Annotated in this window: 11 protein-coding genes; 3 read left to right on the top strand and 8 right to left on the bottom strand. The window is 43.4% G+C overall.

The features are described 5' to 3' along the window. Positions 1 to 322: 322 nt before the first annotated feature. From DZK30_RS26660 to DZK30_RS24125, 4 genes are all read right to left on the bottom strand, one after another. Entirely contained in the window at positions 323 to 457 is a 135-nt protein-coding gene (locus tag DZK30_RS26660; protein WP_118976766.1) for a hypothetical protein, read from the bottom strand. Continuing rightward, complete coding sequence (locus tag DZK30_RS24135) at positions 454 to 1,068, bottom strand: LytR/AlgR family response regulator transcription factor (protein WP_118976765.1); 615 nt, start codon at positions 1,066 to 1,068, stop codon at positions 454 to 456. Before DZK30_RS24135 ends, DZK30_RS26660 begins: the two co-directional genes overlap by 4 nt. A gap of 5 nt (positions 1,069 to 1,073) precedes the next feature. Beyond that, a complete protein-coding gene (locus tag DZK30_RS24130; protein WP_118976764.1) occupies positions 1,074 to 2,147 on the bottom strand; it encodes a sensor histidine kinase in 1,074 nt (357 codons plus the stop codon). 149 nt (positions 2,148 to 2,296) lie between these two features. Then, positions 2,297 to 3,943: a ligand-binding sensor domain-containing protein gene (locus DZK30_RS24125; protein ID WP_240432989.1), complete on the bottom strand. Its 1,647-nt coding sequence runs from the start codon at positions 3,941 to 3,943 to the stop codon at positions 2,297 to 2,299. 206 nt (positions 3,944 to 4,149) lie between these two features. On the opposite strand from DZK30_RS24125, the gene DZK30_RS26145 reads away from it, so the two are divergent. Further along, entirely contained in the window at positions 4,150 to 4,467 is a 318-nt protein-coding gene (locus DZK30_RS26145; protein WP_162903417.1) for a hypothetical protein, read from the top strand. A gap of 740 nt (positions 4,468 to 5,207) precedes the next feature. Then, positions 5,208 to 5,564 (top strand): response regulator, encoded by a 357-nt coding sequence (locus tag DZK30_RS24120; RefSeq protein ID WP_118976762.1) that lies wholly within the window; start codon positions 5,208 to 5,210, stop codon positions 5,562 to 5,564. A 219-nt stretch (positions 5,565 to 5,783) separates the two neighbouring features. On the opposite strand, the gene DZK30_RS24115 is transcribed toward DZK30_RS24120, so the two are convergent. Next, positions 5,784 to 9,524 (bottom strand): SdrD B-like domain-containing protein, encoded by a 3,741-nt coding sequence (locus DZK30_RS24115; RefSeq protein WP_118976761.1) that lies wholly within the window; start codon positions 9,522 to 9,524, stop codon positions 5,784 to 5,786. Between the two features lie 368 nt (positions 9,525 to 9,892). Here DZK30_RS24115 and DZK30_RS24110 point away from each other — a divergent pair, with 368 nt between their 5' ends. Beyond that, the gene (locus DZK30_RS24110) at positions 9,893 to 11,743 is read left to right on the top strand and encodes a sensor histidine kinase (protein ID WP_118976760.1); all 1,851 of its coding nucleotides are present in this window, start codon (positions 9,893 to 9,895) and stop codon (positions 11,741 to 11,743) included. Positions 11,744 to 12,086: 343 nt separating this feature from the next. Here the strand turns inward: DZK30_RS24110 and DZK30_RS24105 are convergent, their stop codons facing one another. From DZK30_RS24105 to DZK30_RS24095, 3 genes are all read right to left on the bottom strand, one after another. Then, positions 12,087 to 13,001: a T9SS type A sorting domain-containing protein gene (locus tag DZK30_RS24105; protein WP_162903416.1), complete on the bottom strand. Its 915-nt coding sequence runs from the start codon at positions 12,999 to 13,001 to the stop codon at positions 12,087 to 12,089. 420 nt (positions 13,002 to 13,421) lie between these two features. Beyond that, the gene (locus DZK30_RS24100; protein WP_162903415.1) at positions 13,422 to 14,258 is read right to left on the bottom strand and encodes a hypothetical protein; all 837 of its coding nucleotides are present in this window, start codon (positions 14,256 to 14,258) and stop codon (positions 13,422 to 13,424) included. Between the two features lie 446 nt (positions 14,259 to 14,704). Further along, on the bottom strand, positions 14,705 to 16,594 hold the full coding sequence (locus DZK30_RS24095; protein ID WP_118976757.1) for a T9SS type A sorting domain-containing protein: 1,890 nt from the start codon (positions 16,592 to 16,594) through the stop codon (positions 14,705 to 14,707). Positions 16,595 to 16,732 lie beyond the last annotated feature (138 nt).

Genomic DNA, 16,732 nt, shown 5'->3' with positions numbered 1-16,732 from the left:
GCTGACCCCATGGCATATACCCGGTGCGGTCTGTCCACCTTTTCTAGGCCATACCACAGGCGAATCCATAAGGTGGTTGATTTTTAATTTGTACTGTCTTTTCCATCTATTCAGATTGCCTTTATCGTCGTGTACACAAAGTTTATCCTCCAAGGCTGGCAATACTGGGCTGTGAATTGACATAAATAAAAGTGCAATATTTTGTCTTTTATATAGGAATGGTATACTTATGGACAGCAAAAGCAGGCCAGGGTTTAATTAACAAACGAATTCCAGCAAAAGGTACAATGGATTATTCCGGGTTTTGAGCCTATTTCTTTGTTTAACATCCTTGCTTCATCCGTTCAAGAAATTCATCTTTTCTGCTGGCTGCAACTTCTACCATACTTTGATCTTCCATAATCACATAACCGCCTCTGCCTCTTACATATCGGGTTATGTACTGAAGATTGATCATATGGGAATGATGTACCCGAAAAAAAACTTTTCCGGCAGCATATGCTCACATTCTTTAAGCCGCAAGCTGACCACAAGCTTTTTGCCATCAACCATGAAAAAATGGCTGTAACTACCTGATGCTTCGCAGCGAATAATATCCTGATGATTGATAAACAGATAGCCATCCAGCACCGGAATGCTAACCTTGCTGGGAACAGGCGTTCGTAACTGCGACAAGTACTGTTCGAGACGATCGTTATTGTGTACCAGACTTGCTTTTTCCTGAGCTTTGGCAACTGCGTGCTGTAAGGCCTCAATATCGATAGGCTTCATAAGGTAGTCCAGCGCATTTTCCCGGAAGGCCTGCACCGCGTATTGATCGTAAGCAGTAGTGAAGATGACCTCGAAAGGCAAACGTTCAAACCTTTGAAACAGATCGAAGCCATTACCGTCCGGCATTTCAATGTCCAGGAAAATAAGCGCGGGCTGCAGTTTAAGAATGGCTATATAGCCTTCTTTAATATTGCGACATGTGGCGCAGATGCTCAACTGCGGGCAATACATTTCTACCAGTTTTACAAGCGTATTAATATTAGCTGGCTTATCGTCGATAATTAAGGCTTTAAGCATAGATATTAGAATGGGAAGTCAATACTTATTCTGGTACCGGTAGCTCCTGTATGCTCATTACTGATGTCTCGGACCCGCAATTTGATTGGCGCCACCTGCGAGCTAAGCTCATTCAGGGTGTCAATCCGTTTACCGGTTATCGACATGCCCTTTGACCGGTCTTTTCTAAGGGGTGATTTGGAATTAGACGATACATGTTCAATGCCAGGTCCGTTATCTTCAACAATACATTCCAATATTTGCTGTTCCCGAAGCAGGCCGAACCGTACACGCAAACGCCCGTGTGCCGTTACTCTGCTTAACCCGTGCTTTATCGCATTTTCAACATACGGCTGTAATACCATGTTGGGCACCATGATCTTTTTCTGGTCGAGCTCAGGATCAACTTCGATCTCATAATCAAAAGTATTTGAAAGCTGCAACCGCTCCAGGTCTATATACTTGGTGAGGTAGCTCAGTTCTTCTTCCAGAGAAATATAGATCCTCGATGCGTTATTTAATGTCTCCCTTACCAATTCTGAAAACTTGCTCAAATAGAAATTAGCCTTTTTAACATCGCCCACCAAAATATACTGCTGCATGGAATTAAGGCAATTGAATATGAAATGTGGATTCATCTGTGCTCTTAAAGCCATTTGCTCGAGTGACTTTATTTTATAATCGATCTTTATCCTGTTTGTTTCTTTACGGTGCGACAGCCGGATCGTATAGCGGACAACCAGAACAATAGACAATACTGTTATAAGGGCGGCTATCATTCTGAACCAGGCTGTTTCTAAGATGGACTTTTCAATCTTGAAGTGATATTGCAAAACTTTACTTTCATCCCGGAACTTGTTGATGGCAACCAACTCCAACGTATATACGCCGGATGGCAAAGATGGGTAGGTCAGCACAGATTCGCGGGTCGTCTTCCAGTGATCATCCAGACCTTTAATCCTGTATCTATAGGTAATATCACCCTCTGATAGAAAAGATATCCCAGAATATTCAAAAGAGATATTATTGTCCTTGTGCTTCAATACTAAATTTTGCTGCAAGGGGTTCAATGGTCGCCCGGAAACAGTAATAGCCGTCATGTTAAGATAACAAATGCCATGTCTCCTGATGTTCCGTTCATCGAATACGGTAACACCTATAGGAGTGCCGACATAAACAAAATTACTATCGTTACAAATGGCATTTATAACATTTGAGTTTAATCCGTCATTGGTAGTAATACTTACTGTTACCTATAGGTACCGGGGGAGATGTCAATTTCATTAAGTCCCTTTTCTGTGCCAACCCAAAGTTTGTTTTCGTAAGCAAAAAGACTACGGCACAGGTTACTGTTCAACCCGTTTTTTAGATTAAAAGCTGCGATTATCTTGCCTCTCCGAAGACCCCATACGCCATTGTCCGCATTGCCGATCCAAAGGGTGCCGTCGCTACTTTCTGTGAAAGAGCTGGTACTACTTTTGAACTGAGGGAACCGGTCGCCTATAAAAATAATTTTCTGATCTGGCCCCATTTCATATAGTCCATCGAAAGTACCGATATAATAAGTCCCGTCTTGTTTATAAGCACAAGTCGCGCGGCCCGAATATATCTTTTTCAAAATCCGATCCTGCTTTTTGCTTATGAGAAATACCCCCCAGTTTCCTGCCGCCAAAAGGGTGTCTCCAAAGGATAAAGTTGTCTTTAGTACACTCAGGGAATCTGGCTCAAGCCTTTTCAAATTCAGAAAATCGGAACTCCCGTTATGGATAATGGTATGGTCCGGTATCGCCAGAAGAAAAGCCCGGTCGGAAAGAAAAGATATTGGTTTTTTTAGTGTTTCCCTCCTGAAAAACAGATCGTCCACAGCCTTTACTTTCCAGTAATGATTATTAAACCCGCCGATGTAAATATCAGGTCCAAATTTGTGAATGTCCCTTATATCAATAGCTTCTTTTTCATCGGTTATGAATAAGTTTTTAAACCGGTTACGGTTTACTTTAAATACACCCAGACCCTGTGTAGAGAACCATAGATTTTGTTCTATATCCTTCATGACAAAATGAACCCGGCAATCCTTAAAATAGCCCTCAAAGCTTCCTTTGCGCACCAGATCAAGAATCTCGGTTCCGTTAGATGGGGGGCATACAGCATATTCATGATTATTTAAAAGCAAGATAGTGCTCCTCTTGGGAATTGTCTTAGTCAGGTTTTCCTTTGCATTGATCATCTTAATGGCCTCATTATTCTGAAACACGTAATATAGGTTATTGCTATGTTGTGCTTTACCTATATAAAGCCAATCGGGCTTTATTTTTTCTCGGATTTCAGCTGGCATTTCTACTAAGTTGGCGACAATGACCCCAACGGCAGACCGGATAGTAAAGGGATATGGAACACGCACCGAAGGCTTGCCCACACCAATAGCACATTTTTTGACATGATTGTCCGCTGTGACAATAGTAGTATTAAAGAATTGCTGGATCAGAATATCGCCTTTGCTACTTTCCCCTATACCATAGATGATCGAGCTAATATCAATCTTCTTTAGCGTACTATCATTTTCCTGGTTATGGATTTTGCCATTTGCATAATAGCAGACCGCATTTTTGAAAGGAGACATCCAAAGCCGGCCCTTACTGTCAAGAAAGAGCGTTAGAATTTCGTTACTCGGTAAGCCGTCGGCGGTGGAGAACGTTTTGAAGTGAATCCCATCAAAACGGCTTAAACCCGTTTCGGTGCCAAACCATATAAAACCATCCCGGGTTTGCGCCATACCATATACCGTTGATCCCGCAAGGCCATCCTTTGTATCATAATGGGCGTAGGTATACGTCTGCGCCAGGCAGTATGTATAAAAAAATAAGTACCAGAGAAGGCTACAGAGAAAAATTTTCACCAAGCAAAATAATTTACGGTAAATTAAATCATTTCAATGATGTATGGTTAAGGACATGCTTTTCATAGCAGCCCGACTTTGAGGACAGCTTTTGCATTTACATCCCTGTGACTAATCTTACAGAATTATGAACTCAAATGACATAACGGTGAATCGGAAGTTTTTTTGTTGTAAAACCTGCTCAATTTTACTAAAAACATAATCTTATGAAAAAGAAGAAAATTGAATTGGGTAAAAAATTGATTCTGACTAAAGATCAAATAGTCGATCTTAGTAAAAAGACCCATACGATGGGCGGCGGAGATTCAGCAGCTATACATTGCGCTTCTAGCCCAGCCGGAGAGTCATGTGCGGCGAACTGTCCTACCTTACTGGATTCTCTTGTAGTGGCTAATTGCGGCCCTAAACCGTTTACATACCACCCCGGCCAAATATGTCAATCCCCGGCCAGCAATGACTGCAAACCTTTAAGTGATGCATGTCTAAACACATATACCTGTATTTATTGCGTGGCAGGGAACTAACTCGGAAAGACCGTTTTATATCTATGCTGTTGCAAATCATCTTCAGTGGTGCTTTACAACCTCAAGTTTTAAAAAGCAACTATGAAAAAAACAAAGATCTCCTTAAATAAATTGGTTTTATCTAAAGAAAAGATATCTCCATTAGCATCGGTTCATTTGATCGGAGGAAAAGCAACCAGGCAAAATACATGCCCCATTTTGTGTGACCTTACCTATCAAATTACATGCCCTACTCAGCCGCCTAGATGTTTAACTGTTGAAACCAATCCCGGCTGTACCGGTTGCTAGGTTTTAAACAATAATCCGATAAAAGCCATTCTTGAATTCAAGGATGGCTTTTAATATTTAAAAAATGTATGAGGTTGATCTTATTCATCGTTACTAGCACCGGCCTCGCTGAAAGTATAACTTCAAAAAAAGGTGTTCTTAGTATATCGTATTTATCCAATTTTAGTGGACTCTTTTCAAAAAATCTACTAACACTTTACCAAGACTAATGTTTCTCTATTGAGAGAAATCAATTCTTTGTTTGATTTGATCTTTTATCATACAGCAACAAAAATTCATTTAGATCATTTTCGATCAACATTTATTATGGTCGGTTAAAACAAGGCAAATCTTTCGTTGAATCATTCAATTGGTTTCATCAAATACCACTATACGTTCCGGTAATTATTGGATGTAATATTAAATTGGGGAGGTAAATATCACCGCTTTTCAATTTAATATGAAATGTATCGATGCCAACTTTTTTAATTTTAAGTAAGATGGATATTCTACGGCGTGGAATGGCATTTATTATTCAAGGTATTTTCTCTGATGCCACTTTGCTGGAGGCCAGTACCCATCAGCAATGCTTTCGGATACTGGGGGAACAAACGGTAGATATAATAATCTGCGAAGGAAAGATTAGTGAAAGGCTTAACCTGGAGCTTATCCGGCAAGCCAAGTCGGTACAACCCCGTATTAAAGTAGTGGTGCTATTGGAAGAATCAACAATCGATTGTTGTATTCCGAAAAATATACCTGTAGAGCAAATACAGAGAGCAATTTTGGAAATTATGCCGTCTGAGGGAGTCCTTCCCGGCAATATTTAATTGCTTTATGGAAATGGCGATTGGGGGACTTCCGAGAAGCTATTTTAGGGTGAACTTAACAGGCCTAGGCAAAGCCGTTGTTATTCATAGCCCTATCCACGGAACGTGTGCCTTCGACAAGCGACACAAAAAATACGGCCCCTTTTGAGGGCCGTTTTTGTATGTACTCAAACCAGACGCAGACTTTATTCAATTTCTTTCCAGATGCTCTGGGTATCGCTACAGCTTCATCACTTTTTCTGAGACGATTTTTTCGTCGCCGGATATAATGGCAACATGGTAAGTCCCCCTGGGCAGACCGTCGAGGGTAATGGCAACAGTGCTGCCGGCCGCTTTTTCTTTGCGTATCAGCCTTCCTGTCACATCATACACTTTTATCGTCTCCATCCCGGAGAGGCCGCCAACGGTAATGTAATTGCTGGCCGGGTTGGGACTGATGGTTATCTGTTTATCCAGGCCAAAGGAAATCTGACGGACCAGGCTGTACACATACCGGCCATCAAGATCGGTCTGTTTCAACCTGTAAAAATTATTGCTCAATGGTTTGGAATCAACAAAGTTGTATTCCAGGGGGGCGGAGCTATTTCCGCCTGGAGCCAGGCTTTCAACAAAACCTATATTTATCCAACCACCGGTTGCATCTTTGCTGCGCTCGATTGCAAATCCACGATTATTAACTTCTGATGCGGTTGTCCAGCTCAGCAATGCAGCGCTGCCCTGGCGCTTTGCATTGAAGCTGAGCAACGTTACGGGAAGAGGAGTGCCGGTACCAATCGCATAGCTAACAGGAGTACTTGACACACCTGCTTTGTCGGTAATGGCATACGTAAATCCTATTTCGTTGCCGGAGGTACCGGAGCCTTCCTGGCCCCAGATAACCAGCTTCGTCAAATCAAAGTTGGCTATCGCAACGGGGCCACTGGTCACATCTATTGCAACAATACCGGTGGTGCCACCAAAATCGTAGAACACTTTAGTATTGCTGTTAATGGTTTGGATCGAAAATGTAGTGCCGGTGCCGGTATTACAAGATGATAAGGCAGTGCAATCTTCGGCATCGGTACCAGACATAGCGCCCCCGGTTGCTCCGGTCAGCTCAGGAGAAGACATGGGTATGGCATACCAATTGTCGCCAGGGGTTGATACATTGGGAAAGCCGGAAGGCGGTGCGCCACTAAATGCAGACTGGTCTATGAGGTAATCTTTTTCATCAGCCACCGGTGGTTGTTCGATACCAAAATTGATGTTCTGAATATCGTTTGTACCACTGGCATTGACACTCGTCGAACCGTTCAGGGGTGTGGCGTCAGTAGAACTCACGTTAACGTAGCCGGCAGGAGGCGTGACAGATACAATGTAATTATCCGGATTAACCCCTGCAAAGCTATAACTACCATTAGCAGCGGTTACGGCCGTGGCAATAACGGTTAAGCCATCAGTGTCATACAAGGTAACGGTTATGCCTGCCGCAGGCGTACCGTTCGCACCACCTATTATACCATTGGCATCATGATAGATAACCCCACTTACGTTTACAACATCATTATAATCGATATTGATACTGGCCGCATTACTTGTTGTACCCGTTTGGCTGGTTACAATGTATTGAACGGGCGTCGGATCATCAAAGAAAGCCGCTTCAGGAACAAACGTTACGGTACCATTTGGGTTAAGCGTCCACACACCTTCTCCCGGCACAGTAATCTCTGTAATATCGCCTTGGGCATCGGTAGCGCTGGCGAGGGTTCCGGTCGGCATACCAGCAGGTATGATCAGTGTTATACTATCGGCCATTAGCATATTTCCGGCTGAATCGACATCATTACCCAGGATATTGGGAACAATTGCCGACGTTCCCCGTGCCTGGCTACTGAGCGTATCATTATTGGCAACAGGTGACAAGGGGCGGATGCCAAAATTTACCGGGTTGGTAGTTGTTCCACCGGTAACGGTACTCAGGTTGCCCACATTGAGCTTCCCTGTACGATTGGTCGCGTCGATGCCCGTAGTGCCACGATTGACGCCGGTATAGATATAGCCGCCGTTAAGTGTATCGGCGGTCGCAAGGGGATCACCCTCTACTTTAGCGTCGTTGGTGACAATGACGGAATAATTGCCGCTGGCCGCCAGATAACTGGTACCCACCAGAAAGGCATAAGTGCCATCGGTTTTTATTTCTGTGGACGCTATCACAGTACCATTGGGTGCCACCAGGTTTACCCAAAGGCCGTTGACAATGCCATTCTCACCAGCATCTTTTACGGCGTCACCATCTGTATCGTTCCAGATGGTACCGGGTATGGTTACGGGTATGTTACTACTGCCTACTGCACTTAATACATTAAATACTTTTACCGCAGTTGCAGTTCCACAGCTACCACCTGTGTTCACAGTATAGTTTACTCTTAAAGTACCAGTAGTATTAAAGGTGAGCGTGGTGCCACTTAAACTAGCGCTTGCAGTACTCCCGGCATTATCGATAGCATAAGTTCCACCTGCAGGCGTGCCTATCAACTGTATTGCGCCGCCGGTATAACAGGGTCCATTAAGCGAAGCATCCAGCCCGGCAGTACTGGTAGGCGCACCACATACCTGTACGGCATTGGTGTTGAAGTGATATATGGGGTCGTAAGCCGAAGCACTTGCATTATCCCCCATGCTTCCATCGACTCTATGACCTACATAGCCAAAAGTACTTGCACACTCTCTTAGTATCATCGTGGTATGTCCGCCACTTTCTACAGCAACAATATTAGTATTGGAAAAGCCTGCCTGGAAGCCACTGGGCTGTCCCGGATTCACTGCGCTCGGTCCTGAATTATTAGAACCGCGTCCTATCATATTGCCGCTTTCCTCTCCCCAGTTGTAAATTATCTTACCATTGGTCAATACGTTTATAGCGGCATAACTCTGATCATGCTCATTAGGCGAAATCCATTTGATATCGTTCATTACTGGACCACTTGCCGAGGTGTAATGGGGCTGTACCCAGGTAGGTTGGTTTGTGGTATTCCAGTTACCCAATTGCCCTAAATTATTATAACCCATCGCATACAGATTGCCGTTTTTATATAAAACATAATAACTGTTATCATAATTGCTAGATGTATGGGTCATGCCGATCATTTTAATAGGACCAGTAGCACCTGCAGGTAAGGGTACCGACACAGCCCTGCTGCGCGTGGCAGAGGAAGCACTTACCCCATTCCAGCTTAATCCCCATGTCCATAGGTTACCAGAATTATCCAGCGCAAAAGCACCACTCAAGGTCCCCCTAGCTGCTACGATACCTGTTAAATAGCCACCTCCTTGTTTTTCTACATGCGACCAGGTAGTAAAGCTACTTACTGCAGTACTTGTGACACCATCTCCGCGAAGGGAAGGCTGATAGTTAGTTAAAACATACACATGTCCGCCACAGGTCGTTAAAATGAGGCCGCATGATGTACCGTATAACATTTTAACTTCGGCCGCAATCACTCCTGCTGGTAGGCCCAGGCCTAGCTGCTGGAAAGACGTACCAGAGGTTAGATTGTCGTGAACTAAATTGCCCTCAACTCCCCAGACCCAAAGCTTATTGTCGCTTGTGAGCAATACAAACTGTACGTTATCGGTGCCACCGCTACCCATAGCTACTTTTAATGGTGTACCGGTAAGACCGGGGTAATTGCCGGCATTGATGGTAGCGGGTACCAACCAGCTACCCGTTCCATTGGCTTTAGTTCTTTCACCCCATATTTTTAAGGAGCCATCCAGGTCTCTGACTACAGTAGAGTGAAAGGCGGATACATAATTATCATATTCTAAGGTATTAGCCGAATCCGAGTTGTAGCCGAAATTACTATAATCGGAACAGCCATTCGATGTGTAACAGGTCTGAGCCGTAACTTCCATTGTCATTCCGGCATGGAACAGCGCGGCAAGCACAAAGGCCTTAAGCGGTAAATATTTGCTTTTCATAATTGAAGATTTGTTGAAATCAGGAAGTAGTTTAGGTTAACATTAACATGTCGTTGTCAAATTTAATTCCAAACTCCTTGAGCCATTAAAAGAATCAGTGCAACCTCTATAGATCAATAGAGAAAACTCTACTTAAGAAACGCTTCCAAAAGAAGAAACACGATGTCCGGCTGTGATAAACCGGCATCGATTATTATATCAGCGTAAGAGCACGAAAGTCGCCGGCGCGCTGATGCAAAACATATATTAGTTCTAAAATATCCAAAGAGTGTAATCGAACTTGGCTATTACAAGTGCTACATTTGCCCCTCTGCAAGGAGCGCATTCAATTCATTTCAAATCTTAACTAAACCGGGAACAACTTCAAAATGCTTCGATTCTTAATCGTTATTATCTGCTTATGCGCTTTACTATCTGCACATATTACCAGCGCTCAAAACAGTAAAGCAGCTACCATAAAGGAAGTAAACAAGCTAACGGCGTTATATAAAAAAGGGCAACTGTCCGATACCGGGTTCTCAAACCAGATGTTCGGTACGATGCGTGGTGCCCTTTCCAATAGTGTAGATTTTAGTAATAAAGAACTACTCCAGCTACTGCGGGTGTACAAGGTTGCCGCAGTCAGGATAAAGAATAAAAGACATCTTCGCAGGTACTATGCCGTTTTTAGCAATCAGGCTCAAATGGCGGGGCGTTATGGAGAAATGTTGTACTATGCTGAAAAAATTGACGAACTGGAACGGCAGATGACCGGGCGTAAGTCATTAAGTGGCCTTACTGTTATCATGGATTATTATGATAAGCACCAGTTGCCGGAAAAAGTACGAGAGATCTTTATGAGGGAAAAGGACTACTTGCTTCAAACTCCAGAGCTGGTTAACAAAAAGGTAATCGGTAGTAGCGACCAATCACTTCAAGCATTAGCTGCACTTGAAAAATCTGCAAATGCATTATATAAATTGGGAGATACGTTGATAGGCAATGAAGTTGTATCCGTCATGGAACGTTTAGCCGGATCTATAAGGAGCACTTACCATCCAGGCAACGACATTATCGCCAATATAAACTGTTCGCTTATTTTTGTTAACTACCAGCAAGTATGTGCATCCGCTGAAAATCCTGGCCGGTTGCAAGCCGTTTTTAGAAGGCTTGAGGAATTGCTAACAGATGGTAATACGCCGGGCTATCTAAAGAAGGATATAGAAGCTACACTTGTAGACTGGAAATTGGGCTATTACATGTACTACAAGAACATTGACAGCAGCCGATATTATTTACGTATCTATGATAGCCTCAATTGGCATGAAAGTAATCCAGGTACAAGGTTCCGGCTGAAATGGCTTAATGCAAAAACAGACTACGACGATGCAGCGTACCGGAAAAGTGCTGATGAGCTATTTGATGCCGTTTTGATAATAGATTCTATGAGAGGATCAGTAGTTAAGAATGTCGATGAAATGCTTTACGCGCAGGCAAAAGCTGATGATCAACAGGTATTACTTGACGAAGCCAGAGCATCGAAGAGACTTACGGAAAGACGGCTGCTAATAGCAGGGATCATTATTGTCGTGCTTATAATGATGAGCCTGTTCATGATACAATATATACGGCGTAAGCAAAGGGACAGGTTTATTGAATTCAAGCTTAGTATGGCACGTAATATTCATGATGAAACCGGTCCGGCACTTCTCTATGCAAAGGCCTTGGCTAAGGCGAAGCGAACAGAAGAGCTTATGCCCGAAAAGAGCGAGCTTGAAAAGCAGATAGAACGAACGATGGAGGTAATACGCCATCTTTCGCATGATCTTAAGTCGGAAAGGCTGATTAAATTACCTGACCTAACGCATGAAATCAGGACTACACTGAATAAACTCAACCCTGACAATACATTCAAGTATTCTGTAACAGAAACCGTGGATAAAAAGAGATTTATCAGCCATCAACAGTTTACACATATCCGTGCCATACTCCATGAATGCCTGAGCAACACCATAAAGCACGCTGAATTTGAACTAATCCAAATCTCATTCAAGCAAGAGAAGAACAGGCTTGCAATAAAGTATAGCGACGATGGAAAAGGATGGGACAGTAGCAATGAGTATGTGGGGATAGGATTGCAAAATATAAAAGAGCGTGTGATGGACCTTAATGGCGCATGCGATATCGAAAACAGATACCCCTATGGATACGATATAAATATCGTCGTTACGCTTAGGTAAATCGCATCCGATTTAGTAACATGTATTTGCTGGTAAAATATCAATCGCCAGGAGGTGCGAAATTTATGCCGACCTACAATCGTTGAAGTCGGATTTCTCGCGCAAAAACTTGATATTAGTTGAATCGCGAATTGATCATCTGGAAAACCACGATAGGTATGAACAGAAGGGGCTGTCTCAGAATTCTGTGAGACAGCCTCTTCTGTTCGCAGTGATGAATACCACTATATACTATTCAATCCACAAGCCGCTTCAATTTGCTTTTTATCTAGCTTTTATGGTTGATGAAAATATAGTGCTTTATGCTGATTTAACTGTCGCAATTTGTTTTTCAAACGAGGTATTACTTGCGAATGATTTTACCGTTGAATACCTGTTTGCCAATAGTGCATGTATAATAATAGATACCTGATGCCCAGTCAGCGGTAGCAATTTCCAGCTTTTGATTGCCTGCATTCATGCTATGTTCTTTTACGCCTGCGACCAGACGACCGTCGATGGCATACACCTGCATCGAAATCTGCGCAGCTTCTGAAAGGGAAAACCGCGCGGTGACATTATTGGTAAAGGGAACCGGAGCGAAGCTGACCTTATTAACTAGCTCTTCACTGCCAAATTTGCTATTCTCTCCTTTAACACTTAGATTGTCCGACGTTTGACCGGTAGACGGGCCATCCTTTCTGAATCCACCTCTGTTGATCCTGAATACGGCATATTGGGTATAAGTGCCACAATCGTTAGTTAATTCAACTACCAAACGCCAAACAGACAAATCGGGAGCATTCACATTATCTTCGAAAAAGTCTTTATACGGTGTTCCTGCGCCGCCGGCGGCTATATTGATCCCAATGGTTTTAACCAGGGCCAAAGAACAGACGGCCGTCCTGCTAGTTGTTTCACCAACAGTAGTCCATGTTGTTCCTCCATCCCACCTTTCTACATGATATTTATAGGCACATACGGGGGCCGTTGAAGGCACTGTATTGTAGCTACCGTTAATAAGAAATGTTGTTTCCACGGGACCTACATCATTAGGCGAAGATGGGCTAGTTGCGCTTGGATAGGATACATCCTCGTAACCGGCCGTAACCGCATTAGTTTGAAGTGAGGACAATGCCGTAGGCGTCTGGATATTTATCTTCCCTATTTTAGTAGTACCACCAATCCCGCACTGGTTATATAAAGTATAGACAATATCGAAGACTCCGCCAGTGTTGAGACCGGGATAAACTGATCTCAGGTCAAATGTTGCCGGCATAACGCCATTCGTATTGCCGCTTGTCCACTTTACAGTAAGTCCCTGCCTAATTTCGATACTGTATGCAGTATTGCCCACCGCACCTGATGTGCTATTGAATATAATAGGGTTACAATAATAGGCATTCAGAGGCGTAGTTGCATTGATAGCATTTCCGTTAATTGTGAAGTTAGCTGTAAATCCACCGGTTGGCGTAGGGTCACCGAGTACAATAATATTGGACGTTTTTTCTGCAGAAGGGGTGCTGGACCAAACATACGTTCCACCGCCGCCAGAGGTTTGGTTATATTGCCAGATATAACAATGATAAGAGCCAGCCCCGTAGGTGGTGGCATTCAGTGTCTTGCCTGTTTCACCAGGAATCTCTACGTTATTCTTGTACCATTTACGACCAAAATGACGCCAGCGCCAGAATGATGGTCAAGTAGCGGTGGAGGTACCGCCCGGTATATACGTTCCGGTATTGGGATTATCATCCACATCAACCGTCAAAATGGTAGGAGTACCTGTGCAAATCACGTTGTTAGGATTGCTTGATGTGATCCGGGGCTCACGGAGAAGTGTGCCGGAAGGCGAGCTACCATAAGGAAGGTAGCCGTCTGAACTGTTAAATGGCGCTCCATTGGGAACAAAGTAGCAAAGCACAGCCACATATTGATCAAGAGGCGCCCATGGCTGTGGTGTTAGTATAGCCGTAGCGCCGCTACCGGCAATAGTATAATCATCCGCGTTAAATGAATTGAGTCCCCAGCTATAATAGCTCGCGGCGTTTACCCATCGATTGCCGCCAGCTGTAAATGATTTTGAACCTGAAACGTTGCCGGAAGAATAGCTAATGGAACCGGGCACTTCTATATTGCGCGGGTAAATTGTGATCGCTTTGGAAGCTACTAATCCAGTGGCGTTGTAAGCATTAATCGTTGCATCCCCATAGCTGGTATAGGTTGCATTGACCGTTGTGGTAGAAGTAGGAAACGGTAAATTATAACCATACGTCCCCCCAGTACTTGTTGGTGCAAGCAGTGGTGTACTAGCGCTTACCGCCCAGCCTGTTACGACACCTGCCGGACTATAACGTAATTGTGCCGGTGGATTGTAGCCATTGTAGCCCATGCTCAATGCAGTAAGCGTTGAGTTATTATTAATCGTAATTTGCGCCTGAACGCCAAGCGAAATAGCAGATAGACTACAAAACAAAATGGCCTTCCTGACAATTTTGACCGGTGATTTCTTTTTAAGAGACGATGTTAATTGCATAGTCGTTTTAGTTTATAATGAAAAATATTTGGCTTAACTCGAGATTTATGTAGCCTACGCTTCCAAAGTAACCCATCGTATAGGTGATCAACAGTCATATATAAGTGTAGCCCCAAAAAGATAAGTATAGTTGAAATCAAATATATGTAGTTGTAGATAAAAGTGGTCTTCGCAAAAAAAACCTACGGAAGACAAATCAATAACCTCAAAATGAGTGCGCGCTTCTTGCTTATTCTGTTAGGTAGAATGTAAATATGCTCGCCCATAGAAGTCCTGATAATCATATTGCCGCTCCTTCCTGCTCCTTGCGTTGAGAATGTTCAATAAAATATTTCAAATTTTACAGATTGCTTTCTTGTGGTCTAATGCTGGCATAAGTATTGATGTAGCCCTAGGTTGTTGTGACAATCTATGACATCATATTTACTATGTAAATTGGAACAAGATTATTGTTTCAAAAATTTCTGCCTGTTGATCTCCTTATCATCTTGATCAGTAACAACTATATAATATACCCCATCCACCAAGTCGGAGACATTGAGATGAACCTGATTTTCATTTGATTTCAGGGTACGCAGGTTTTGACCCAAAGTATTCATGATGCATATAGTAGCGTTGTGCTCAAGTCCCTCGATTATCAGTTCATTTGATGCAGGGTTGGGATAAAGTGATATAGCATTCTTTTCCTTTCTGAACATAACAGCTGCAACGTTGCTATAAGCGAAACCACCATTCTGATCGATCTGCTTTAATCTGTAGAAACTTTTCCCAGTCGTTGGACCATTGTCGATAAAGCGATAATCCAGTCTTGCATTACTGTTACCATTTTCAGATTTACTGTTTACGAAGCCAATCTTTGTCCAATAGCTGCCGTTCGTGCTTCTTTCAATCTCAAAGCCTTGATTGTTCTCTTCACTCGCAGTACGCCACCTCAACAATACGCTGGAATTTAAGTTTGCAGCTTCGAAGGAATACAGCCCAATCGGTAATACATTGGATTCAGTGATACCGAAATTCTGGTTGCTTAGATTACCTGTGCTGAGGATTACGGATAGTGAACCGTCTGGTGTACCATCGCCTGTACCAATATTGTTGTTGCCATTCTCTCCGGTAATCACCCAGTCTGCGGGGAGCGTATTGCTGATCGACGTATCGGCCACTTTGGTACCCAATGGATACTGCTGTGCAGAAAGGCTAAGTGTATAAGCCTGGCCTGGCAATCCCTGCACCAGATAGTTTCCGTTAACTGCAACGGAAGCCGAGTCTACAATAAAATTGTTACTGTTTACCAGATACACATACAATTGCACCGGTAGTGCTGTGAAGATCTCGCCTGCATTAATGATCGTGTTGCCGTTGGCATCGTTAAACACACTACCTGTTATATCAATACTACCGCAGCTATTCACAATTAAAGTTGTGATCACAATACTGTCGCACCCGTCGCCCGTAGCAGTTAACAACGTATCAGCGTAAATACCAGCAGTAGTGTAACAACCTTTTTCATTCATATTAAGCGTGCGAGATCCCAGGCCGGGATGGACTATACACGCCGAATCCCCGGCGCAAATGGTCAGGCTCTGGTTAGCAACGGGTATCTGCTTAACGGTAACGGTCGCGACGCTTGAGCTGGCAGGACAGCCCATTGCTGCAGTCATATCGTATCGATAAGAGCTTGTTGCCGCCATGCCTGTTAATTGAATAGTTCCCGCTGTAGCATCAAATGTAATGCCCGATCCTGTCAACTGCGTCCAGGCTCCGCCTACATCTTCACCAGATATAAAATCGGCTAAAGGCATTACCGAAGGTTCATTTGCGCAAACATTAAAACCACTGTTGGCGCCTGCACTGCGGCATGTTATCCCAAAATTCCGCGCTATCAAAGAAGTAGTGAATACATTTACTTGCATGATGCTATTAGGAATCAGGTCGCCGTTGCCTGTATTGGTGCCACTGGCATTTTCACCTGTTGTCGCCCAGCCAACTAGAGGTGTGTGATCAATCGGAGTTGTCGTTACATTTAAACCAATTACATACGGCTGCGCAGACAGCTCCAAGGTATAAGTTTGATTGTTGGGCGCTTGCAGCATGTAGGTACCGTCAGCAGATACATGTGCCGAATCTACGATGGCATTAAGCCGTACCAGGTAAATGTATAAAGGGTTTGGCAGACTTGTAAACGATTCCCCCGCGTCTATTCGCGTATTGCGATTGACATCGTTAAACACCGTTCCGCTTACATTACTTGTTTGCGCTCCGGCCTGGAACGCAAGACCGATCATTAGTCCTGATATGATCAGCAACCCTTTTAATGCAGATAAAAAATGATTTTTCATAGTTTGAGATTTGACGATGTCAAGAAGGTTATTGTAGCTAGCATTAACATGCTATTATCAAGTAACTCCAGGCCTTTTCGGGCATTCAATAGTTCCGTAGAAGTCCTTTAGGTCAGTTAAAAATTTCAATTGAGTAAA

Origin of the sequence: Taibaiella koreensis (genome assembly GCF_003545715.1) — a bacterium.
In the GTDB taxonomy this organism is placed as follows: domain Bacteria; phylum Bacteroidota; class Bacteroidia; order Chitinophagales; family Chitinophagaceae; genus Taibaiella; species Taibaiella koreensis.
Note: the sequence above shows the minus strand (reverse complement) of the source record. Positions and strands in the feature narration are given on the sequence as shown.